This is a genomic window from Pelagicoccus sp. SDUM812005, assembly GCF_031127875.1.
Taxonomy (GTDB): domain Bacteria; phylum Verrucomicrobiota; class Verrucomicrobiia; order Opitutales; family Opitutaceae; genus Pelagicoccus.
Genome location: NZ_JARXIA010000009.1, coordinates 107,783 through 130,063, shown reverse-complemented (window position 1 = coordinate 130,063; position 22,281 = coordinate 107,783). Strand labels below are relative to the sequence as shown.

Genomic DNA, 22,281 nt, shown 5'->3' with positions numbered 1-22,281 from the left:
TCCACCATCAATTCCACGAGCAAAAGTTATCTGAGTTCATTGGCGCAATTTGCGGCTAAAATCAACGGACCGGATCCACCGCTCAATACACCATCGAATATCCAATTCCTCGGTGGGTCTGTATGTATTCGCAACTTGGCGACACTTCCCTCAGCTTCGCCCGCAAGGACTTTACATGGGCATCCACCGTCCGCTCGCCACTCGCCTCCGGCTCCTCCCAAACCTGATACATAAGCTGCTCCCGCGTCAAAACACGTCCCTGACGCTCCAAAAAGACCTTCAACATGCGGTATTCGTAGCGAGTCAAGTTCAGCGAGCTCCCCTCCAACACGATTCGATACCGATCCGTATCCAAAACAAAAGGACCGAACACACCGTCACTCGCAGACGCTTCGCCGCTTGCCGCCTCCCCTCGACCTCGCTTCAGGATCACCCGCACCCGGGCCACCAGCTCCCGCACGCTAAACGGCTTGCACACATAGTCGTCCCCGCCGATTTCCAGGCCTAAGATCCGATCGATCTCCTCGTTTCGCGCCGTCAGAAAAATGATCGGCACCTCCGAGAAGGTCCGGATCTGCTTGCACACCTCGAAGCCCGTCGTATCCGGCAGCCCCACATCCAACACCACCAGAGCGAAGCGATTCTCCCGCAGTTGCTCGAGGGCCTCGATCCCCGTCGTCACCACCACGCTTCCAAAGCCCTCTCGCTTCAAGCCGAAGCTCAAGTTGTCCGATATCGACGGCTCGTCTTCGACGACTAAAACACACTCACGCTGCCACTTGGATTCCGAATTCGACACGCAGAAAACGTAGTCGCCTCCCGCCCCATCCATCAACGCTAGAATGGATACACCCCTTCATTTAGGACGCTGCGCCAGCAACAGCCCCAAACTCACCCATAGCGCTCCCGACGCCAGCCATTGCCAAAAGGCAAAACTGTACCAAATCGGTATCCCCATCTCGCGCCAGCCAGCGTCCACCCAGCCCAAATCTCGCTGGTCGAGGTAGAGCGCCAATTGGCTCAACCCAATCGCCAGCAACGGCCCGACCACCACCGCGGATACCCAACGCGTCGCCCCCGCTCGCCGCGTCCGCGTAAAGGCTAGGCCGAGATTCCCGAAAAACAGGGAAAGGAAGGTCACCAGCGCCAAAGCCTCATGGGCCTTGTCCACCAGGTCGGACAAATGATAGACAAACAAGCGCTCCAGTCCGACCAACACACCGCAGCCCACCCCGACTCCAACCAGCCACGCAGCGAGCGTCTCCAGACGCGATCCGCCTTTGGCGTCCTGATAAAGTCGATACGCAACCGGAAAAAGCGCAGCCATGGAAAGCGCGATGCCCGCAGCGAACCACGCGCCTCCCTCCGGATTATGCTTCCGCGAGGCGAGAGCCGACATCACTTCGTAGAACCAATCGAAACCTCCCGGATAAAACCATGCCCCGATCGCGGCGCTCAAAGCAACCGTCGCAATCGAAATCCCATAGCTACACCAAACCCACTTCATTCCAGGAATCGACCTGCGCCTCAACCCGCCACATCGCTCGGCTTAATCGGATGCGTCTTCACGATGAAGATAACCATGCCCAGAATCATCAGGGCAGGGATCACCGCCATGCCCGCTCGCTGCGAGTCGAAAATCCCCACCAGCTGCCCGTAAAGCAAAGGCCCTAGGAAGGCGGTCGCCTTGCCCGAAAACGCAAAGAAACCGAAAAACTCGTTCGCCTTGTCCTCCGGCGTCAGACGGCTCAAATAAGCGCGGCTGGCCGATTGGTTCGGCCCGAGGAAAATTCCGATCACCACCGCGCACGCCCAGAAGCCAGCCTTCGTCGTCAGAAACAGGGCCGCCGTCGTCGGCAGCACCAGCCCGATCAACGAAATCACGATCGTCACCCGACTGCCGATCTTGTCCTCGACGAAACTAAAGACCAGCGACCCCACGCCCGAACACACGTTCAGGGCGATCCCGAACACCATCAGGTCCTGAAAGGTAAATCCGAATACAACCGTGGCATAGATACCACCGAAGGAAAAGATCGCCACCAAACCGTCGTTGTAGAAAAGCCGCGCCACCAGCATCCAAAAGAGCTGCCGGTACTCGCGAATATGGCGAAAGGTATCCGCCAAGCGCCCAAACGATTGCCGAGCTACCTTGAAAAATCCGTCCGGATGCTGCGGGGCCTTCCGCTCCTTCACCCAAAGCAGTATCGGAATACTAAATACGGCGAACCAAACCGCCACCAGGACGTTAGTAGTCCGCACGTTTTGACCGCCTTCCTTGCTCAAGCCAAACCAAGGATCCGCCGTCTCCGACAAGAACCCCGCCAAGGCGATGAACAAGCAGAGCAAGCCGCCCGCGTAGCCAAGGGCAAAGGCTTGCCCGGATACTTTGCCGTGCTTTTCGCGAGGAGCGATCTCCGGTAGAAAGGCATTGCTGAAGACGATCGAAAGCTCCGTCGCCACCAAGGCGAGGCCGAATAGCAAAAGCCCCCAGCCCACATCTCCCTTCACCGGGAAGTACAAGGCCGCGATAGCCACGCAAGCGATCGCAGTCGATACCACCAGGAAGCGCTTCTTCCAACCGAAGGCATCGGCCGCCGCGCCCAGCATCGGCGACAGCAGCGCGATCACCACCGACGCGATCGCCACCGTATTCCCCCATAAGGTCGTCCCCTCCGTCTCCGACGGAGCGATAACCTTAACGAAGTAAGTATTGAATACAAAGGTCAGGACCAGCGTTCCGAAAGCCGAGTTGGCGAAATCGAAACACGCCCAGGACCAAACGCGTTTAGGGGAGGATTCAGGCACGATGGATTGCCTAGCGGCTCCCATAAAAAAGGCGAGCCCGCAAGCTCGCCCTTCATTCCTCTAGTGGCCCACCTCTAATTCGGGCGCGCCTTCCGTTTCCTTCAGGGCCACCACCTTGCCACCCACCATCAAAAGCTCCGCTATTATGCGGCCCTTGACCTTCTCGTTGCGATAGATCGGCTCAATCACCTTAACGAACTGTCCCGTCTTTTGATCCACAAATACGCGCTCCTGCTCCCCGTCCGACTCGATGGTCGAGCTCAGCACCACTTCCTTCTCGTAGCGCCAGATCTCCGCCGAAACCCCGTCTTGCTCGATCACGTCCACCGACTTCGGCTCGCCCAGGATCGCGAGGACCTCCCCTTCGCTCATCCCTTTGCTCACGGTCTGAGGCGCCTCTTGCGCCGCGGGAGCGCTTCCCGTCGTTTCGCAGCCGACCATGCCGCAAGAGGCAAGAGCGAGCAACCCTGCCCCCAAGAGCTTCGAGAGGGCGTTCTTCGAAAGTAGTACTTTAAAATTCATGACGATACGGTTTGGAGATGATCGGCCAGGCCTCCCGCCGCGGGCGACCCCGGCAAGGACGACACTCCTCCAAGATACTCCGTTTCGCCCCTCGAGAGCTAGGAAAGGATTACTCTTTCTTTAGATCCCGACTCATCAAGTCGCCCAAAGCCTGCATCGGCGGCTTCGATTCGTAGCAGATCTTATAAACTTGCTCGAGAATGGGGGCGTCGATCCCCTTGCTCCGGCACTCCTGATGGAACGCCTTAGCCGTCCGGTAACCTTCCACCGCCGTCTTTTGCTGGGCAATGATCTCCGCCGCAGTGCGACCGCCTGCAATCGCTTCGCCAAAAGTCCGATTGCGGCTCCACTCGCCATGGCACGTCGCCACCAAGTCGCCGAACCCGCTCAAACCGTAAAAGGTTTCCAGCTTCGCTCCCAGAGCCTGCCCCACCCGTACCATTTCCGCCACGGCCCGCGTCAAAAGGGAGGCCAAGGCATTGTCGCCGAGCTTAAGCCCCTGGCAGCAGCCCGCCGCGATCGCGTACACGTTCTTCAAGCAACCGCCGAGCTCCACCCCCTTCAGGTCGTGGCTGGCGTACACCCGCAAGTTCGGGCCGCTGATCGCGTTTTGCAGGCGCTCCATAGCCGCCTCGCCGCAATCGTCAAAGGCAAGCGTCATAGCGGTCGGCTTCCCAGCCGCCACCTCGCCTGCAAAGGTCGGCCCCGAAAGGCTGCCCACGATCGCTCCCGGGAGCTCCTCCTTCACGATTCCGCAAGGCGTCTGGCGCGTCTCCAACTCCAAGCCCTTCGCCAGGCTCACGAAGAGCGCCCCCTGCTTCAACACGCCTTCCTCCAAAGCCGCAATCTGCTGGCACCATGCCCGCAAGGCATAGGACGGAGCCCCAAGGAAGACCACGTCCGCGCCCCGCAAAGCCGTGGCCAGGTCGGCAGTCACCCGTAGGCTCGCCCCGAACGCGTAGCCGGGCAGATAGTCCTTGTTCTCGCGCTCCGCCTCCATCGCCGCCGCCTGCTCGGGGCGACGCGCCATCAAGGTGGTCGGAAGCCCTTGGCGTTCGCAATGGAGAGCCACGGAAGTGCCCCAGGCGCCAGCGCCGCAGACCGTAATTTTCAGGGGTTCGCTCATACAGGATCCGGTTCTAAGGCCGCCCCCTTTGATAGCAATAGCGAGTTAGAGCGATCTCGCCGGTAAAAGATTTCCGCAAAACTGCCAAATTCCTTGTGTATAAGCGCTTAAATTGGACTTTGCACTGAACGCTTATTCACAAAAGCCGTCTTTCATGATAAGGCGGATTTCAAATACTTCTTAAATGCTAACCTATCTAAAGTCACGACTGAGACGATCCCCCATCCGGGAGGATCAAATGCTTAGGCGGAGCGATTCCAGAGATGGCGTAAAGAACGTGCAATTCGTCAGCTTCCTACAGCAAAGCGGATTCCGCAAACGCGCCCTCGATCGCCACGACAAGACCAAGCGCTTCAAGCGGGCCGTAGCCCTCCTAGCCATCTGGAGCTTCCTGCTCGCCTGCGGATGGATCGCCTACGAAAGCGCCGAAGCGCTCGAGCTCTTCTAGAAACCAAGCTGGCCCACCGCCAGCGATAGCGAGCTAATTCAGGCGCTCCGAACCTTCGCGAGCCACCTTCCACGCGGTCATCACGCCATCGACCATGAGGAACAAGGTCTCCTCCACGCGACGCGTAGTAGCCGGCGTATAAACGTTGTCCGTGATCGTCATCTGGACGCCGCCCACCTCCATGCCCGGCGTTTCCACCGTACCGGTCACCACCAAGGAAACGTTCTCGCTTACCTTCCGGTACACCCAGATTTCGCTGCCTTCGACCGGCGGCGTGGTCGGCCGCACCTCATAGGGCTTGCCCAACGCGGCCCACAAGTCCGCAGCCTCCATCCCCTTGTAAATCTCCACCGGCTCCGCGACCTCGCTTCCCAGCCCCGAAGAAGAGCCCGTCGTACTGCAAGCGGAAAGCGCCAAACCGAAAGCGAAGAAAGCGCCAAGCGCCGCAACTGGGATCCAGGGGAATTGCTTCATAACGATAAAAACAGGTGTCCAAAAAAGCCATACACCGAAACGCTCCCTTGCCCTTCCCTTTTTCAGCAAACTCCCCAGCTCCGGCTGGCAAACGCAAAAAAAGACCGCGGCCCGAAAGCCGCGGTCTTGGAAAATAGAATAACAGCACCCCGCCCTAGAGCGCCTTGGCCTTCACCGCGTTGCGCACCGTCGCTCCCACGAAATCGCGGTTGAGCTTGGAGATGAACTCTTCCGAGATCATCTTCGGGCACGCCGCCGAACACTCGTACTGGTTGGTGCAGTTGCCGAAGCCTGCCTCGTCCATGGCCGCAACCATGCTCAAGACGCGTCGGTCCTTTTCTGGCTGGCCCTGCGGGAGCAAGTTGAGCTGTCCTGCTTTCGCGGATACGAAGAGCATCGCCGACGCGTTCTTACACGCAGCCACGCACGCGCCGCAGCCGATACAAGCCGCCGCGTCCATGGCGAGGTCCGCGATCTCCTTGCCGATAGGGATCGAGTTCGCGTCGGGAGCCGCTCCTGTGCGTACCGTAATGAATCCGCCGGCTTGCTGGATCTTGTCGAAAGCCGCTCGGTCGGTCACCAGATCCTTCACGATCGGAAAAGCAGTCGCCCGGAAAGGCTCGACCGTGATGGTGTCTCCGTCCTTGAAGCTGCGCATGTAGGTTTGGCAAGTCGCCACCCCGTGCTCCGGACCATGAGGCTTGCCGTCGATCATGCAGGAACAGGTTCCGCAAATCCCTTCACGACAGTCATGGGCAAATGCGATCGGCTCTTCGCCCGCATCGGTGAGGTCTTCGTTCACCACATCCATCATCTCCAAGAAGGACATGTTGGGATTGAGGTTCTTGGCTTCGTAGTTTTCGAAGCGACCTTCTGTTTCGCTATTCTTCTGACGCCAGACGCGTAGTTTAACGTTCATGGTAATAATTCCTTCTATTGTTGGCTGGCTTACTTGTAGCTACGGGTAGCGAACTTGACCGACTCGTAAACGAGTTCCTCCGTGTGGCGAACCGGTTCCTGGTCCTCGCCCTTGTATTCCCAAGCCGCCACGTGAGCGAAGTTCTCGTCGTCGCGCTTGGCCTCGCCGTCCTCGTACTGGTGCTCCTCGCGGAAGTGGCCGCCGCAGGACTCTTCGCGAGCCAAAGCGTCGCGGCACATCAGCTCGCCAAGCTCAAGGAAGTCCGCCACGCGGCCGGCGCTCTCGAGCGACTGGTTGAGCTCCTTGCCTTCGCCGGGAACGCGAACGTCCGCCCAGAACTCCTTGCGAAGCTCGGGGATAAGCTTGATCGCCTCCTCCAGCTTTTCCTTGGTGCGAGCCATGCCGCAGTGGTCCCACATGATATTGCCGAGGCGCTTGTGGAAGCTCTTGACCGACTTGCTGCCCTTGTTGCCAAGCAGCTTTTCGGTACGCTCCTTCACCGCTTCCTCCGCCTTGACGAACTCTTGGTCGTCGGTCGAAGGCGCAGAAGAAGCCGTCAAGTTCGCCAGGTAGTGAGGAATCGTATACGGCAACACGAAGTAGCCGTCCGCCAGACCTTGCATGAGAGCGGAAGCGCCCAAACGATTCGCGCCGTGGTCCGAGAAGTTCGCCTCGCCCATGACGAAAAGACCTTCCAGGTTGCTCATCAAGTTGTAGTCCACCCAAAGGCCGCCCATCGTGTAGTGCACCGCAGGGTAGATGCGCATCGGAACTTCGTAGGCGCTCTCGTCCGTGATCTCCTTGTAGATGTCGAAGAGGTTGCCGTAGCGTTCCTTGATCGTATCCGCGCCGAGACGCTTGATCGCGTCGCTGAAATCTAGATACACGCCAAGTCCCGTCTCGCCGACGCCGCGACCGTCGTCGCAAGCTTCCTTCGCAGCGCGGGAAGAAATGTCGCGAGGAGCCAAGTTACCAAAACTTGGATACTTGCGCTCTAGATAGTAGTCGCGCTCCTCTTCAGGGATCTGGCTCGGCGGACGCTTGTCCCCCTTCTTCTTCGGAGCCCAGATGCGGCCGTCGTTACGGAGCGACTCGGACATCAGCGTCAGCTTCGACTGGTAGTCGCCGGAAACCGGAATACAGGTCGGGTGGATCTGCGTGTAACAAGGATTCGCGAAGGCCGCTCCCTTGCGGTGAGCGCGCCACGCAGCCGTCACGTTGGACTGGCGAGCGTAAGTCGATAGGTTGAACACGTTTCCGTAACCGCCCGTGCCAAGCACGACCGCATGGGCCGAGTGGCGGGAGATTTCGCCCGTATTCAGATTTCGGGTAATGATGCCCTTGGCATGCCCGTCTACGACGACCAGCTCCAGCATCTCCTCGTTCGCGCAAAGCTCCACCGTGCCGAGCCCGACCTGACGGCTAAGCGCCGAGTAGGCGCCGAGCAAGAGCTGCTGCCCCGTTTGGCCGCGAGCGTAGAAGGTACGGGAAACCTGGGCGCCGCCGAAGGAACGGTTCGCCAAAAGGCCGCCGTATTCGCGAGCGAACGGTACGCCCTGCGCCGCGCACTGGTCGATGATGTTGGCGCTGACCTGGGCCAGGCGGTAGACGTTCGCCTCGCGAGAGCGGAAGTCCCCCCCCTTGATCGTGTCGTAGAAAAGCCGATACACGCTGTCACCATCGTTCTGGTAGTTCTTAGCAGCGTTGATGCCGCCCTGGGCGGCGATGGAGTGGGCGCGGCGAGGGCTGTCGTGGAAGGTGAAGCACTTCACCTTGTAGCCGAGTTCGCCGAGAGTCGCCGCCGCCGAGGAACCTGCCAAGCCCGAGCCGACAATGATGATGTCGTACTTACGCTTGTTGGCAGGGTTGACGAGCTTGCCCTCCATTATGTGTTTCTCCCACTTACCTTCAAGCGGGCCGGATGGAATTTTTGAATCAAGTTTCATCGGAGGGAAATCTAGTTGTTGGAAGCGAGTCGAGTTTCGCAAACTTGGCAGTTCGGCGTGCAGAGCTCGCCCGAGCTCGCCTGGAAGTTCTCGTTCTGGACCTTCACGAAGCCAGAGAAGCACGCGCCCACGATGGCCGCGTTGCCGAGGAAGTAGAGGATGCACACCGCGAGCGATACCTTGTTCAAGCAGCCGGCCCAAGCCCGCGTGCGAAGACCGAGCGACTGGAACATGCTAGAAAGGCCGTGGCTCAGGTGCAGCGTGAGCAAACCGATCGCTACCAAGTAGAAGATCGATACCAAGGGATCCTGGAAGCCGAGCACCATCATGGTGTGCACGTCCGGCACCATCTCCCCGTCCAAGTTCACCATAAACAGCTCCGGCCCGTAAGCCTGCTTCGTGGTGAAGTGCAGGATGTGGTAGATAATGAAGGCCAGGACGATCAAGCCGCTCCACTTCATCGTGCGCGAAGCGAAGGAAGCCCGCAGCGTCTTCTGGTTCGCGTACCCCTTGGCCCCACGAGCGGCCTTGTTCTCCAGAACAAGCGCGATCGCAGACCAGATATGCAAGCCGACCATCAAAAGCAGGAACGCCCGGATCACCCACAGGACCGGCCCCAAGGACTGCAACAAGTGCGCATAGGCATTAATCTTCTCCGGCGGAGAAAAAATCTGCAAATTGCCGACCAAGTGGCCAATGACGAACCCGACAAGGACCAAGCCAGTGATCGCCATGATCACTTTCTTGCCCAGCGAGGTTTTGAAGAGGGCGTTGAGAATATTCATCGGTAAACAAACAAGTCATTTCTCCGCAGCTGAACAATCCGAGCACGGACCGCCCTTAGCGAAGGCCGAAACGAGTAATGTCCGATCTTTAATGGGTCAATTAGGAATCAGATATAAATCCTTCACCCCTACAAAGATAAGCATATGCCATCCCATGTATTAGCGTTCCTGCTAGCGTCGGGCCTTCCCAAGCCCAACGAGCCTCTCGCTTGCCCTCCCGCCCAAGATGAGCTTCGACCTTGCAGGAACATCCATTCCCGCTAAGCTTGGTCAAGCCCGCGAGCCCACTCCCAGCGCCCACCTTCCCAACAACCCAGAACATGCCCATCCCAGGAGCCGCCAACAGCGAACCCTCCCTCTTGCGAAGCCTCATAGACAACATCCCCGATGTCGTCTACCTCAAGGACCGCGAGCACCGCTTCATCGCCGCCAACCAAGCCGCCGCCCAGCTCCTCGGCGAAAGCTCCCCCGCGAAGCTCGTCGGCAAGACCGAGCTCGACTACCTCCCCCGCAAGCAAGCCGAAGCCCACCACCAGGAAGAGCGCCGCCTCTTCGAAACCGGCCAGCCCCTCCCCGCCAAACTGGAACAAGGCGTCGATCCCCAAGGCGCCTCCTTCACCTACCTCGTAAGCAAAAAGCCCATCCGCGACGCCCACGGGCAAATCGTAGCCCTCGCCGGCATCGGGCGCGACCTCAGCGAAACCCTCCAGCAGCAACGCCTCATCGACATCGAACGCGAGCAGCTGCAAACCGTCATCGACCACATCCCCGACTCCATCTACTTCAAGGACACCCAAAGCCGCTACCTCAACGGCAACAAAGCCTTCTACCGCCGCCGCCACGCCCGAAGCATCGAAGAAGTCATCGGCAAATCCGACTTCGACTACTTCAGCCCCGAAGCCGCCCAAAGCCGCTTCGACGACGAGGCCGCCATGTTCAAGAGCAAGGCCAGCATCACCAAGGAAGAGGAAGACTGGGACGCCGCAGGAAACCGGCTCACCATCAAAAGCACCAAGACCCCCATCCTCGACCCCCAGACCAACGAGCCCATCGGCATGGTCGGCATCAGCCGCGACGTCACGGAGCTGCGCAAAGCCCACGACGAGCTCGCCGAACGCAACGCCCTGCTCACCCAGCAAAAGCAAGAGCTCAGCGAAACCCTCGCCCTCCTCCAGCAAACCCAAGCCCAGCTCGTGCAATCCGAAAAGATGGCCTCCCTCGGCATCCTCACCGCCGGCATCGCCCACGAGATCAACAACCCCATCAACTTCGTCTACGCCGGCGTCAACAGCATGAGCAAGGACTTCGCCGACGTGAAAGCCGTCGTCGAGCAAGTCCGCAAGCTGCCTCAAGCCAGCGACCCCGCCGCCGCCATCGCTCAACTCCAGGAGACCTGCCAAGCCGTCGACTTCGAGCAAGCCTTCGAAGCCCTCGAAGAAACCCTCAAGGACATCAAGCTCGGCGCCACCCGCATCACCGAAATCGTGGCCGGCCTCAGCAAGTTCTCCCGCCTCGGCAAGGAAGACTGGCACCGCGCCCACCTCCACGAAGACATCGAAAGCGTGCTCGTCCTGCTCAAGAGCAAGTGCAAGCCCCACATCAAAATCGTGCGCGACTTCGACCCCCAGCTGCCCCCCATCCTCTGCTTCCCCGGCAAGCTCAACCAAGCCTTCATGAACATCCTCGGCAACGCCATCGACGCCATCGACGCCCGCGGCGGCGACGGCACCATCCAGATCACCACCCGCGCCGCCGACGGATCCGTCTCCCTCAGCTTCGCCGACGACGGCATCGGCATGAGCGAAGAAGTGCGCGACAAGATCTACGATCCCTTTTTCACCACAAAAAGCATCGGAAAAGGAACCGGGCTCGGGCTCGCCATTACCTACTCCATCGTGCAAGACCACCGCGGCAGCCTCCACCTCGAGACCGCCCCCGGACGCGGCAGCACCTTCACCCTCCAACTCCCGATCACCCAAGACGGCCCCCCTCCCGCCCAACGCTAGCCGCCTTCCCTCCAACCAACATGAGCGCCACCGCCAACGACCGCTACACCATCCTCTACGTCGACGACGAACCCTCCAACCTGCGCGTCTTCAAGAGCACCTTCCGCCGCGAGTTCGACATCCTGCTCGCCGACAACGCCGTCGAAGCCGTCGAAACCCTCAAAACCCGCGAAATCGACCTCCTCATCACCGACCAGATGATGCCCGACATGTCCGGCATCGAGCTGCTCAAGGAAATCCAAAGGCTCTACCCCGAAGCCCCGCCCAGCCGCGTCATGCTATCCGGATACGCCCAACCAGAAGATATCGACCTCGCCTTCGAAGACTACAAACTCTACAAGTTCATCTCAAAGCCTTGGGACGAACACGACCTCAAAGCCCTCATCATCGAAGCCATCAAGGCCGGGCATGGATAAGAAATTCACCATACTCTACGTCGACGACGAGCCGGGAAACCTCAATGCCTTCCGCATCACCTTCCGGCGAGACTACAACATCCTCCTCGCAGCCAGCGCCGAGGAAGGCCTGCGCCTGTTCCAAGCCGAAGACGTCGACCTCGTCCTCTCCGACCAACGCATGCCCGGCATGAGCGGCGTCGAATTCCTCGAGCGCGTCTTCGAAATCAACCCCGGCCCCTGCCGCATCCTCGTCACCGCCTACTCCGACATCGACGCCATCCAAGGCGCCGTCAACCGCGCCAACATCTTCAAGTACGTCCGCAAGCCCTGGGATACCGAAAAGCTTACCCAGACCATCGAGCAAGCCCTCGACGTCTACGGCCTGCGCAAGCTCAACCGCGCCCTCAACGACGAGCTCTCCGAGAAGAACAAAGCCCTCGAAGAAGCCAACCTCTCCCTGCGCGAGAGCGACCAGCTCAAGTACGACTTCCTCAAGATCATCAGCCACGAGATGCGCACCCCCCTCAACGGGCTCAAAGGCGCCACCCAGCTCATCAAGATCAACAGCCAGCAGGACGACCCCAACTCCAAGAACAAGGAGCTCATCGACGTGCTCGAAGACTCCGCCAACCGCCTCGAGCAATTCCTCCTGCTCGCCGAACGCATCACCAGCCTCAAAGCCAAACGCTACAACCTCGCCCTCCAAGAAACCGAGATCGTCGCGCTCATCCAAGCCGCCGTCGACCAGCTCGCCCCCGAGCTCGAGCGAAAGCAGCAAAGCGTCACCTACCAGTTCTGCCCCGAAACCCGCACCCTCGCCGACTCCCAGCTCCTCAAGATCTGCGTCGGCGAAATCCTGCAAAACGCCTCCAAACACTCCCCCCACGGAAGCCAGATCACCATCCGTACCCACGCCGCCCACGACACCCTCTCCATCGAAATATCCGACCAAGGAAGAGGCTTCCCCGACGCCGTCCTGCGCAACCTCTTCCGCGTCTTCATTCGCGAAGACCTCGGCCGCGACGACAACCTCGGCCTCAACCTCGCCCTCGCCAAGCTCGTCATGGACCTGCACGGCGGCACCGCCGAAGCCTACAACCGCCCCCAAGGAGGCGCCACCGTCAAGCTCACCCTCAAGCACCCTACCCCCGCCCAGGACACGCTCCCGCAAGAGCTAAGCGCGCCGCAGTCCTAGCGACGCCGAGCCCGGATCTTCAGCCACTCCGGATAGAACTGGAACAAAGCGGCCACCACCAGCGAGTGCTTGATCTCGCCCCGGTGGGCCATGGCGAAAACCTCGTCCACCGGAAACAGGCGCGTCTCCATCTCCTCGTGCTCGTCCCAAGCCACCTCGGCCAGGAGCGTTACGCCCTCGGCCCAAACGAAATGGCAAAAATTGTCCAGGATCGCCGGGTTCGCCGCCACCTTGCCGATCACCCGGCAGGACGCAGCCACATACCCCGTTTCCTCGCGCAGCTCCCGCTCCGCCGCCACCACCGGATCCTCGCCCGCATCCATGATGCCGCCCGGGATTTCCCAAGACGTCTCCTCGATGCCGAAACGGTACTGCCGCACCATCACCACCTGGAAGTCAGGCGTCACCGGAATCACGTTCACCCAGTCCCGCGTCTTCAGAACGTAGAAGTCGCCCTCCGTCCCCCGCACCGGATGGCGCAGGCGGCGCGAAACCAAGTCGAAGATCGGGCAATTGACCAAATCCTTCTCGTCCAGGCGCTGCCAAGCGTGCACCAGCTCGCCCTCGGAGCCCTTCCCTGCCTCAGACGAACTCATCGCTCAGCAACAAAAAACGCAACCCAGCCCAACTTAGTTGGACGGAGCAGGGATCGCCACCTGCTGGCCGATCCGCAAGCGACGCGGATCGATGCCCGGGTTCGCCGCCTGCAGCTGGCTCAAGGTGATCTTGTAGGCCGCCGCGATCTTACCCAAAGTGTCGCCGCTCTTGATCGTGTAGACGCCCGAAGTGCCCGGCTTGGTGTCCGGAGTCTTCGGGGCCGACGAAGACGCAGCCGGCGCCGCGGAGGAACTGCTCGACGAAGACGGCACCACAGCCACCTTCACGCCCTTTTCCTCCAGCTCCTCCACCATCTTCTTGGCCGTCAAGGCATCGATCGTCACCTTGCGCAAATCGCTGCGCACCTTGGTCATGTCCGAGTGCACCTCCTTGATCGCGTCGTTCACGCTCTTGGAAAAATTGTTCATGCTGCCCGAGAGGCTCTCCACCCGCTCAGCCGTCGCCCGCACCGAATCCTCAAGTCCCGTGTCCTGGCTCGACGCCTCCTCGAGGCGAGCGATTTCCTTCTCAAGCTCAGCCGCCCGAGAAAGTCCCATCCAACCGATGCCCAAAGCCACGAGGGCCACGATCACCGCCGCGATCGCGATAAACAGAGGCGTTTTCGAAGGAGAATCCAATTCAGAAGAAGATAAGTTTTCCATTTTAGCTGAGTCAAAGAGCCCTGAAGGAGGCATTTTTACCAAAACAAGAAGCGCATTCTCAGAGCGGCGCAACGCCTATTTCCCCGCATCCCCGAGAGAAATTCGAGATATGCCCCAAAGAATCGGAACTTGTTCTTGACAGAACCCCCGAATCCCAATCTTTTGCTCCTCCTTTTTACGGGGTGTAGCTTAGCCTGGTAGAGCGCCTGGTTTGGGACCAGGAGGTCGAAGGTTCGAATCCTTTCACCCCGACCATTTTCGAATGGGCAAAGAACCGCAGTACAACAACTGCGGTTTTTTTGTATGCAAACGCCTCGCGTGAAAGGATGAGAACCGAAAGGTTCGACGGAGCGCAGCGGAGAAGGCCGACCGAAGGGAGTCGCGCAGCGATGGAGCGAAGCGACAGCAATCCTTTCACCCCGACCATTTTCGAATGGGCAAAGAACCGCAGCATAACAACTGCGGTTTTTTTGTAGGCAAATGCCTCGCGTGAAAGGATGAGGACCGAAAGGTTCGACGGAGAGAGCGAAGCGAACGGAGATGGGGCCTGCGAAGCAGGAGTCCGAAGGACTTGGGCAAAGCCCAACCAATCCTTGAGATGTCACTCCGCTCCATCGATGTCGTCGCACCTGCTCCTCGGAACACCCCGACCATTTTCGAATGGGCAAAGAACCGCAGTACAACAACTGCGGTTTTTTTGTACGCAAACGCCTCGCGTGAAAGGATGAGGACCGAAAGGTTCGACGGAGCGCAGCGGAGAAGGCCGACCGAAGGGAGTCGCGCAGCGATGGAGCGAAGCGACAGCAATCCTTGAGATGTCACTCCGCTCCATCGATGTCGTCGCACCTGCTCCTCGGAACACCCCGACCATTTTCGAATGGGCAAAGAACCGCAGCGTAAACAACTGCGGTTTTTTTGTAGGCAAATGCCCCGCGTGAAAACACGCGTATCGACGGGAAGCCGCGTAAGAACGCAGGAGTCCTCGCGCCTGACAGGCGGCGCGAAGCCAGCGCGGCCCTACCTGCTTTCGCCAGCCGCCGCCACTTTACGCTATAGACGCTTAAGATTGGCAACGCGCCCTCCCGACCCGAAGCATTCGGCTGCTCGCCAACAAAAAACCAAATGCCTCTACTCGCCATGTGAAAGCAGCCAAACGCGACCGCGAAAAAGACCGTCCTAGCCAGCGCCCCTCCCCCCGGAAGAGCAGCTCCTACAAATCCTTTGCCCTCGTACCCTTAAACCAATGAAATCCTTCGCTTACTTCCTATCCACTCTTGCAAGCTGCTCACTCGCCGTAGCATCGGCAGCGGATCCGTTGCCCGCCTTCCCCGGGGCCGCCGGTTTCGGCAAATACGCCCAAGGGGCACGCGGCGGGACGAAGCCCGAAGTCTATATCGTCGACAGCCTCGCCGACGACGATAGCCCCGGTACCCTCCGGCACGCCATCGACAGCGTCAAAGGCAAGCGAGGTCGCTTCATTGTATTTCGTATCGGCGGAGTCATTACGCTGCAAGAAAGCAGACCCTTAGTCATCGACAGCCCTTTCATCACCATCGCCGGCCAAACCGCTCCCTTAGGCGGCATCTGCATTCGCGGCGAAGGACTAGAAATTCGCGACGGCGCCCACGACATCATCGTCCGCGGACTGCGCGTGCGACCGAGCGACTTGCACTACAGCGTCAACACCGCGCCCCGCAATCGGGATGCCATCAAAGTCGGCGAGCTCGCGGAAAGCGACCCCAGCCTCAGAGACATCATTATCGACCACTGCTCCTTCAGTTGGGGAACCGACGAAACCGCCAGCGCCTACCGGGCCTGCCAGAACGTGACTTTCCAGTACAATATCATCGAATCCTCGCTGCGAGACAGTATCCACGAAGATGAGACAGCTCCAGTCGAGTACCACAACGCCAAGCACGGCATGGGCATGGTTATCGGTCCATGGACTCGCAACGTTACTCTCTACCGCAACCTCATCGCCCATCACGAATACCGCAACCCCTTCCTCAAGCAAACGGACCAAAGCGAACTGATAAACAACTATATCTACAACTTCGGCAACGCTGGCGGACAGCTCTCCGGTTCCATAAAAGTGGGAACGCACCCGCTCAAAGCCCATGTTATAGCTAACTACTGGCTAGGAGGCCCGGACACGACCACCCACAAGGATCGGCTGGTCCGCTTCAACGGAATCGACTCCAGCTCGGGCAGCAAAATCTTCCTACGCGGCAACGCTGCATCGTTTAGCGGCTACGAGCTCCTGCCCCACCAGGACGTGATCGAAGCCGGTTTCACCAACGCTAAGATCAAATCCGAAGCCTTCACATCAGAACCCGCCTTCGCCGGGATCGGGATGAACGAAATAACGAAACTCTCCTCCCAGCTCAACGAGCTGGACTTCCTGCTCGACGAAGTAGGAGCCCGCTGGCCTTCCCGCGACGCTATCGACGCCCGCTTGATGAACGACATATCCAACCGCCAAGGTTCCCTTATCGACGTCGTCTACCTGCCACCAAAATCCCAGCCAGGAAAATGGCTCAACCCGGTCGGCCCTAAGGCCGCGGCCGACATCGATTCCGACGGCGACCCCAAGCTCCCCGACTACGCCAGCTACGGTCTCCCCTCGGCCATCGACGCCGACCGTGATGGCATTCCGGATACACTGGAAACAGAATACGGCAGCGATCCCCTAAAGGACGACGATGGCGACGGTTACCTCAACATCGAAGAATACCTAAACGACATCATAACCGGCACCCGCTAGAGTGCTGTCAGCCGAGTCCCTTATAGTATCTCCCAAAGAGCCTTGCGGAAGACGCGCTCTTTTAAGCCAGCAGGGTTCGCAGCAAGGTAGGGCTGGCGCGACGACGGTCGTAGTCCCATGCGAAGACTGTTTGCCGCCACGCCGAGACGACACCCGCGAACTACAACCCACGTTCTGGATACGTAACCGCGAGCGTCCGGCGTAGCTCGTCGAAGCTGCTGCCAGTTACCTTCAAAATCGTCGAATGAAAGTAGGGTACCGTCAAGGCACCGACCTTTGTATCCGCCGTCAGGATACCTTCACCCGCCAAGACACTCAGCTTCGCACCAGCCGGAAGCCCTTCTATGCGATATTCACGGGTCGTCGTTCCCCAATTGAAGAAGGCCAGATAAACCCCATCGTTCGCTTCTCCCAAAAACGCATGATAGGAGTCGTCGCGATCGCGGCCGCGTTGCCAGAAGTCGACCGGATAGAAGCGTTCGCACTTAGGCAACTCAATGGCTTCGCGTAGCAGCTCGCGACGCTCTTCCCGCAACGTCGGCAGCTTGTCTCCGGAAATAATCGGCCCGCCAAAGAGCCCCACATAGTGGGCCCACATACGCGACATCGACCAGGAGTTTTCCCATCCGGATTTTCGATAACTGTCGACCCGATCCTCGTCCTCGTCGAACTTGTTGCGTACCACCAGGTAGTCCGCATCGGACCAAACCACACGACCGTTCAAAAAGAACATGCCGCCATTCTCCATAGTGGAGCGCTGGTAGCGGCTGAAGGTCGGGTCGATATCGCCGCCCGAGCGCAAGCCATCCACGTGCCCGTAAGTCACGCCAAACTCCGCCGAGCAACCGAGGAAAAACGATTCCTCGCCCATCGCCTCCCGAAAGGCCAGCATCATGAGGTTGAATCCTTCAAAGAGCGTCATGCTGTCGTCATGCCGCACGATGCGCGTATCGGCTGGCAGCTCGGCCCGCGAAAGGATATTCACCTCCGCCGCGAATCGCATGAAATCGAGCTTGAAGTACTCGAAGCCCTTCTCCCGCAGCCAACGAATATTAGCCGCCATGTGAGCCCGAGCTCCCGGATGGGTGTAGTCGAAATAGACATGCCCCACCCGACCGTTGGAACGCTCGCCCACCAGCAGGCTTCCGTCCTCCAAATGCAAGAAATACTCCGGATGCTTGCGAGCAATCTTCGAGCGTGGATCCGCTCGCGTCGAGTCCACGTGGATACCGGCCCTCATCCCAGAGGCGTTGATCTCGTCCACGATCGCATCCAAATCTCCGATACGCACTTCCTCGTCGCCAAAGTCGCCCGAATGCTCGCGCCAGCCATCGTCGATCTGCACCAAGCTTCCGCCTAGCTCCATCTTCGCAAGCTCCCGAGCGTTTTCCATGATCGACTCGCCGCTGAAATGCTTGCCGTAGTAGTCCCAATTGGCCCAGCCCACGATCTGCTCCTTCTCCGGCAGGTTCACATTATTCGCCGCCGCGATCTGGTCGCCATAGCGGTACAGCAAGCCCTCCCAGGACTGGCTTTCCGCCAGCCATATCGACTCCAAAGTGACCGAGCTTCCCGGCTGGATCCGCTTCTGCTCGCCAAAGGTCTTCACCCTCACCTCGCCGGCATCGAAGGTCAGCTCCGTATAGAACGTCCTCCAGCCCAAGAGGCCCGCCACTAGGTGCCTGCCACCGTCCTTGCGCAATAGGAAGGAAGCGGAGGTGGCTGGCCAGTGAGCCGCCTCCGTGACGCGAGTCGGATGCCGAAACTGAGTCGTGCCTCCCGTGGCCACCAAGGTTTCGGAGGAAGGCGGGCCACCCCAGCCGAAACGCGTTTCTACCGAGTCCAAACGCACAGCCTCGCTGCCCTCGTTGCGCAGGACCACCCTTAAGGTTCTCCCGCCGCCTGGAGTCGTTTCGAAGCGCGACTCCGCCACAAGTCCAGGCACCGCATCCAGGGTGTGAATACGGACTTCCGGCAGCGCCAGGGTCTCTGCTCCAAGAACCGTCGCTCCCAAGAGCCACGAACCGATCAAAATAATAAGGTACTTCATTTGGGTTTCTCACTGTGACATCCCGCCACCGCCTCCCTCAAGGAGCTGCAGATTTTAGCGTAAAGCCTTCGCGAGCAATTTCAAAGGTAGCCATAGCCTAACCTTACGCTAAAGCTCCCGCACGCTAGCAAGCTTCCCCAAACTCCCAATCTTCTAATCGTTGAGCGAGGCGCCGCAGCGCCAACGCCCCAAACGCTTGCCGCCTCGAAACGGCGCACCTACAAAATGCAACAAACCCAGCAAAGGAATTTCATGTATCAATTGTTCTCCCAAAATCGCTTCTGGAACCTAACTGTCCTGATGGTCCTGCTTGCCGCGACAAGCAGCTGCCGTTCCGATTCGAATACGAAAAGCGATCCGAGCGCCGAAGCAGAGCTCACCTGGGACGTCGCTACCGAGATCGTCGATTCGATCCAAGCTCCTGAAATTCCCTCCCGCCTGTATTCCATAGTCGAATACGGCGCCCAAGCACGTCTCGACTTCGATTCCCTGCCCGCGGTCAAGGCCGCCCTCGCCGACGCCGTGCGGCAAGGCGGGGGGAAATTGATCTTCCCCGAAGGCAAGTGGTACCTCAAGGGCCCCATCCACCTCAAAAGCCACATCGAGCTCCATCTGGAAGCAGGGGCCGAAATCGTCTTCAGCGAAGATCCCGCTGACTACCTGCCCGCCGTGCTCACTCGCTGGGAAGGCAGCCTCTGCTACAACTACTCCCCCCTCATCTACGCCTTCCAAGCCACCGACGTGGCCATCACCGGCTCCGGAACGATCAACGGCAACGCAGCCGATGGCTTCGCCACCTGGCGCCCCCAGCAGCAAGCCGCCCAATTGCGACTCCGCCAAATGGGCAACGACCTCGTGCCCGTTCACCAGCGCGTCTTCGGCGAAGGCGACTTTCTCCGCCCTCCCTTCATCCAATTCTTCGGCTGCGAGCGAGTGCTCGTCGAAGATGTCACCGTCACCAACTCCCCCTTCTGGTGTATCCACCCAGTCTTCTGCTCGGACGTGACCCTGCGCGGGGTCACCGTCAATAGCTACCACCAGAACAATGACGGGGTCGACCCCGACTCCTCCCGCAACGTGCTCATCGAGGACTGCACCTTCCTTACCGGCGACGACTCCGTGGCCATCAAAGCCGGCCGCGACCAAGACGGCTGGAACGTGGGACGTCCCACCGAGCGCATCGTCATCCGCAACTGCGAGATGCCCGACGTGCACAACGCCCTCGCCGTCGGCAGCGAAATGTCCGGCGGCGTGCGATCCATCTTCATGGAAAACTGCCGCATCGGCAGCGCCCGCTCCTGCATCTACTTCAAGTCCAATCCCGACCGCGGCGGCTACATCCGCGGCGTGCGCGTGCGCAACATCCAAGTCGGCACCGCCCGCACCAACTTCATCGACTTCCTCACCGACTACCCCGGCTGGCGCGGCAACAACTTCCCCTCCCAATACTCCGATTTCGTCATCGAAGACGTCAGCTGCAACATCGCGGAAAAGTTCGGCATCTACGCGGTCGGCAAACCTCAGGCACTCGTATCCAATATCACCTTACGCAACGTGACCATCGGCCAAGCCAAGCAAGTCCCCCAGTTCCTCGCCCTCGCCGAGGGCATCACCTTCGAAAACGTCCGCATCAACGGCGAAGCGGTGCAGCCCAAAATCTACCCCGCCGAAACCCTCGGCACCCCTGAAGAAGAACGCGCCTTCCGCAACGCCCCCCTCGAGTCGGACCGATTGTAGGGGCCGTCACCGCTGTAGCGTCGCGGCAGGCAACGCGGCGCTTTCCCGTCCGCGTCCCGCAGCAGTGATCCAACCATCGCGTGCGCTGGCTAAAGCTCAGCGCTACCCTCGAAGCCACCCCTACTCCCTCCGCGACCTCGAACCCAACGGCGCGGTTAACTCACAACCCCGCCCCGAGCTAAGCGCAAAACGGGCCCGTTCGCTCGTACTTTCGCCTATTATCCGCTTGTCTCGCAACAGATCCGCGACAATCTGCAATCTCATGCCTTTCTGGCCAACCGAGCAACCCGCCATCGTCCCAATATCCAAAATCGAAAAATCTGTATATCGACCCCAAAGCGCACCTATAACCGGAAATTCTACCACCTTAACGGTTAAAAGCGGTAACCGAGCGTAGCGACATGACCACAAGAAACAAATACCACCATAAGTGATATGCGCACCAAAACTGCATAGAATAAAACGGTTTGATGAATAAAGAAAATATGGATACATGCGTCTTCTGTGGAGAGCACAAGATCGTCACCGACGATCACGTACCACCTAAGTCCATATTTCCAAAGCCACGCCCATCGAACTTAATAACGGTTCCTGCTTGCAAGGAATGCAACGGCGGCACGTCAAAAGAAGACGAGGAGTTCAAAATGTATATAGCTATGCGAGTAGGGATGGACACACCAGCCAAAAAAAACTCTCACTTACGACTTCCAGAACCCTTTCGCATAATAAAAGATTAAGAAGACGTATTGAAGTCGATTCTCGTAGGCTTTGGCTGCCTGTCAACCCGGGAGGCAGATTCGAAGAGAGAATAATGGTACCGTACTCAACGAACTCGGTTTACCAAACGATTGAGAAAGTAGTAAGAGGTTTGATCTATCAGGATTTTGACCTCATCCTTGATCACAGTTATTCTATCAACATACGCTCATTCGACGACATGAACGATTTACAAAGAAGGTGGATCAATGATCTGCTTCAGTCCTCGGGTGTCGGATCAACATGGACCAAAATCGGAGAAGGAAAGGAATTCGCCTACTCATACGGCATTGTTAAGGAATTTGTACACGGATCCTTCTGGTTACTGAGATTCTATGAAACGATAGACTTCATCGCGTTCGTCGCACCATCAGCCGAACTAGAAAAAGGAAAGAAATACGAACTCACATAATAACATCGAACCAGCCGATCGATACAAATGCGGTCACCACTCCACACTAAGCCAGTGCACATCACCTCGAAGATATGCAGAACTAAATGAATTTCAGACTAAAATTTATCATAGCCTTTTTTACGTTCTGCTTTTCTACAACGGGAGTTACGGCATCAGAAATCGAAATTCGTTCAACTGTTTCGGAGATAAATCCCGATAACTCATCGATTTCCGAGTACGAGCCTCCCAGTATCAATCAGACGGCTAAAAAAGAGGATACCGAAATTCGGATTTACCAAGAAGAATCGACTCAAGACTCAACGATGAAACTACCAGCTTATTTCGGAACGATACTAGGAGGATTTGCCTCTCTTGCCTTTTTGATCGCAAACCGAAGCGAATACGTCAGCTACTATGATTTGGAAGCACCGATTTTTCTGGTAGGAACCGTCATAGGTTTCTTTTGGACCTATACAAACCACGTGAGAGATGAAGCCTCAAAGTCAGACCGTACCTATTAGCATCCTTCGATTCACAAAAGGCTTCCTGACATGCATCCTCACCTGCCTTATAAGGCAGGTTCTCAAAAGCCCGATTCTTTGTGCCTTTTTGTGGCGATTCCCATCTCCTATATATTTCTAGCTGAAGCACGAAGCTAAGCTCGCAAGCGAAGCGAAAGCCTAACCGATCCCGA

At 58.5% G+C, this 22,281-nt stretch carries 19 protein-coding genes and 1 tRNA gene; 8 read left to right on the top strand and 12 right to left on the bottom strand.

What is annotated here, in order from left to right; translation table 11 throughout:
• Positions 1-82: 82 nt before the first annotated feature.
• The 5 genes from creB to QEH57_RS12300 all read right to left on the bottom strand — a co-directional run bounded on the left by creB (position 83) and on the right by QEH57_RS12300 (position 4,456).
• Positions 83-832 carry a two-component system response regulator CreB gene (creB, locus tag QEH57_RS12320; RefSeq protein ID WP_309007038.1) on the bottom strand — a complete coding sequence of 250 codons (750 nt, stop codon included), beginning with the start codon at positions 830-832 and terminating at the stop codon, positions 83-85.
• Between the two features lie 24 nt (positions 833-856).
• Positions 857-1,507, bottom strand: a complete 651-nt coding sequence (locus QEH57_RS12315; RefSeq protein WP_309007037.1) for a hypothetical protein — start codon at positions 1,505-1,507, stop codon at positions 857-859.
• A gap of 20 nt (positions 1,508-1,527) precedes the next feature.
• Positions 1,528-2,808, bottom strand: a complete 1,281-nt coding sequence (locus tag QEH57_RS12310; protein WP_309007036.1) for an MFS transporter — start codon at positions 2,806-2,808, stop codon at positions 1,528-1,530.
• Between the two features lie 60 nt (positions 2,809-2,868).
• The gene (locus tag QEH57_RS12305) at positions 2,869-3,330 is read right to left on the bottom strand and encodes a hypothetical protein (protein WP_309007035.1); all 462 of its coding nucleotides are present in this window, start codon (positions 3,328-3,330) and stop codon (positions 2,869-2,871) included.
• A gap of 109 nt (positions 3,331-3,439) precedes the next feature.
• Positions 3,440-4,456 carry an NAD(P)H-dependent glycerol-3-phosphate dehydrogenase gene (locus QEH57_RS12300; protein WP_309007034.1) on the bottom strand — a complete coding sequence of 339 codons (1,017 nt, stop codon included), beginning with the start codon at positions 4,454-4,456 and terminating at the stop codon, positions 3,440-3,442.
• Between the two features lie 184 nt (positions 4,457-4,640).
• On the opposite strand from QEH57_RS12300, the gene QEH57_RS12295 reads away from it, so the two are divergent.
• Positions 4,641-4,904: a hypothetical protein gene (locus QEH57_RS12295; protein ID WP_309007033.1), complete on the top strand. Its 264-nt coding sequence runs from the start codon at positions 4,641-4,643 to the stop codon at positions 4,902-4,904.
• A 33-nt stretch (positions 4,905-4,937) separates the two neighbouring features.
• Here the strand turns inward: QEH57_RS12295 and QEH57_RS12290 are convergent, their stop codons facing one another.
• From QEH57_RS12290 to QEH57_RS12275, 4 genes are all read right to left on the bottom strand, one after another.
• The gene (locus tag QEH57_RS12290; protein ID WP_309007032.1) at positions 4,938-5,378 is read right to left on the bottom strand and encodes a hypothetical protein; all 441 of its coding nucleotides are present in this window, start codon (positions 5,376-5,378) and stop codon (positions 4,938-4,940) included.
• Positions 5,379-5,532: 154 nt separating this feature from the next.
• A complete protein-coding gene (locus tag QEH57_RS12285; protein ID WP_309007031.1) occupies positions 5,533-6,297 on the bottom strand; it encodes a succinate dehydrogenase/fumarate reductase iron-sulfur subunit in 765 nt (254 codons plus the stop codon).
• Between the two features lie 29 nt (positions 6,298-6,326).
• Entirely contained in the window at positions 6,327-8,243 is a 1,917-nt protein-coding gene (locus tag QEH57_RS12280) for a fumarate reductase/succinate dehydrogenase flavoprotein subunit (protein WP_309007030.1), read from the bottom strand.
• Positions 8,244-8,254: 11 nt separating this feature from the next.
• Entirely contained in the window at positions 8,255-9,028 is a 774-nt protein-coding gene (locus QEH57_RS12275; RefSeq protein ID WP_309007029.1) for a succinate dehydrogenase cytochrome b subunit, read from the bottom strand.
• A gap of 320 nt (positions 9,029-9,348) precedes the next feature.
• Between QEH57_RS12275 and QEH57_RS12270 the strand changes: the two genes are divergently transcribed.
• From QEH57_RS12270 to QEH57_RS12260, 3 genes are read left to right on the top strand one after another with little or no spacing between them, the layout of a single operon-like run.
• Entirely contained in the window at positions 9,349-11,034 is a 1,686-nt protein-coding gene (locus QEH57_RS12270) for a PAS domain-containing protein (protein WP_309007028.1), read from the top strand.
• 20 nt (positions 11,035-11,054) lie between these two features.
• A complete protein-coding gene (locus QEH57_RS12265; RefSeq protein WP_309007027.1) occupies positions 11,055-11,450 on the top strand; it encodes a response regulator in 396 nt (131 codons plus the stop codon).
• Entirely contained in the window at positions 11,443-12,627 is a 1,185-nt protein-coding gene (locus QEH57_RS12260) for a hybrid sensor histidine kinase/response regulator (RefSeq protein WP_309007026.1), read from the top strand. Before QEH57_RS12265 ends, QEH57_RS12260 begins: the two co-directional genes overlap by 8 nt.
• On the opposite strand, the gene QEH57_RS12255 is transcribed toward QEH57_RS12260, so the two are convergent.
• Complete coding sequence (locus tag QEH57_RS12255) at positions 12,624-13,223, bottom strand: NUDIX hydrolase (RefSeq protein ID WP_309007025.1); 600 nt, start codon at positions 13,221-13,223, stop codon at positions 12,624-12,626. The two genes, QEH57_RS12260 and QEH57_RS12255, sit on opposite strands and share 4 nt — an antisense overlap.
• 33 nt (positions 13,224-13,256) lie before the next feature.
• Complete coding sequence (locus tag QEH57_RS12250) at positions 13,257-13,886, bottom strand: LysM peptidoglycan-binding domain-containing protein (RefSeq protein ID WP_309007024.1); 630 nt, start codon at positions 13,884-13,886, stop codon at positions 13,257-13,259.
• A gap of 178 nt (positions 13,887-14,064) precedes the next feature.
• On the opposite strand from QEH57_RS12250, the gene QEH57_RS12245 reads away from it, so the two are divergent.
• Together QEH57_RS12245 and QEH57_RS12240 are read left to right on the top strand one after the other, a co-directional pair.
• Positions 14,065-14,141: transfer RNA gene (locus tag QEH57_RS12245), tRNA-Pro, on the top strand.
• A 988-nt stretch (positions 14,142-15,129) separates the two neighbouring features.
• A complete protein-coding gene (locus QEH57_RS12240; protein ID WP_309007023.1) occupies positions 15,130-16,650 on the top strand; it encodes a hypothetical protein in 1,521 nt (506 codons plus the stop codon).
• Between the two features lie 160 nt (positions 16,651-16,810).
• Here the strand turns inward: QEH57_RS12240 and QEH57_RS12235 are convergent, their stop codons facing one another.
• Positions 16,811-18,700 (bottom strand): alpha-galactosidase, encoded by a 1,890-nt coding sequence (locus QEH57_RS12235; RefSeq protein WP_309007022.1) that lies wholly within the window; start codon positions 18,698-18,700, stop codon positions 16,811-16,813.
• Between the two features lie 225 nt (positions 18,701-18,925).
• On the opposite strand from QEH57_RS12235, the gene QEH57_RS12230 reads away from it, so the two are divergent.
• Entirely contained in the window at positions 18,926-20,437 is a 1,512-nt protein-coding gene (locus QEH57_RS12230) for a glycoside hydrolase family 28 protein (protein ID WP_309007021.1), read from the top strand.
• Positions 20,438-21,691: 1,254 nt separating this feature from the next.
• Positions 21,692-22,108 carry a hypothetical protein gene (locus QEH57_RS12225; protein ID WP_309007020.1) on the top strand — a complete coding sequence of 139 codons (417 nt, stop codon included), beginning with the start codon at positions 21,692-21,694 and terminating at the stop codon, positions 22,106-22,108.
• Positions 22,109-22,281 lie beyond the last annotated feature (173 nt).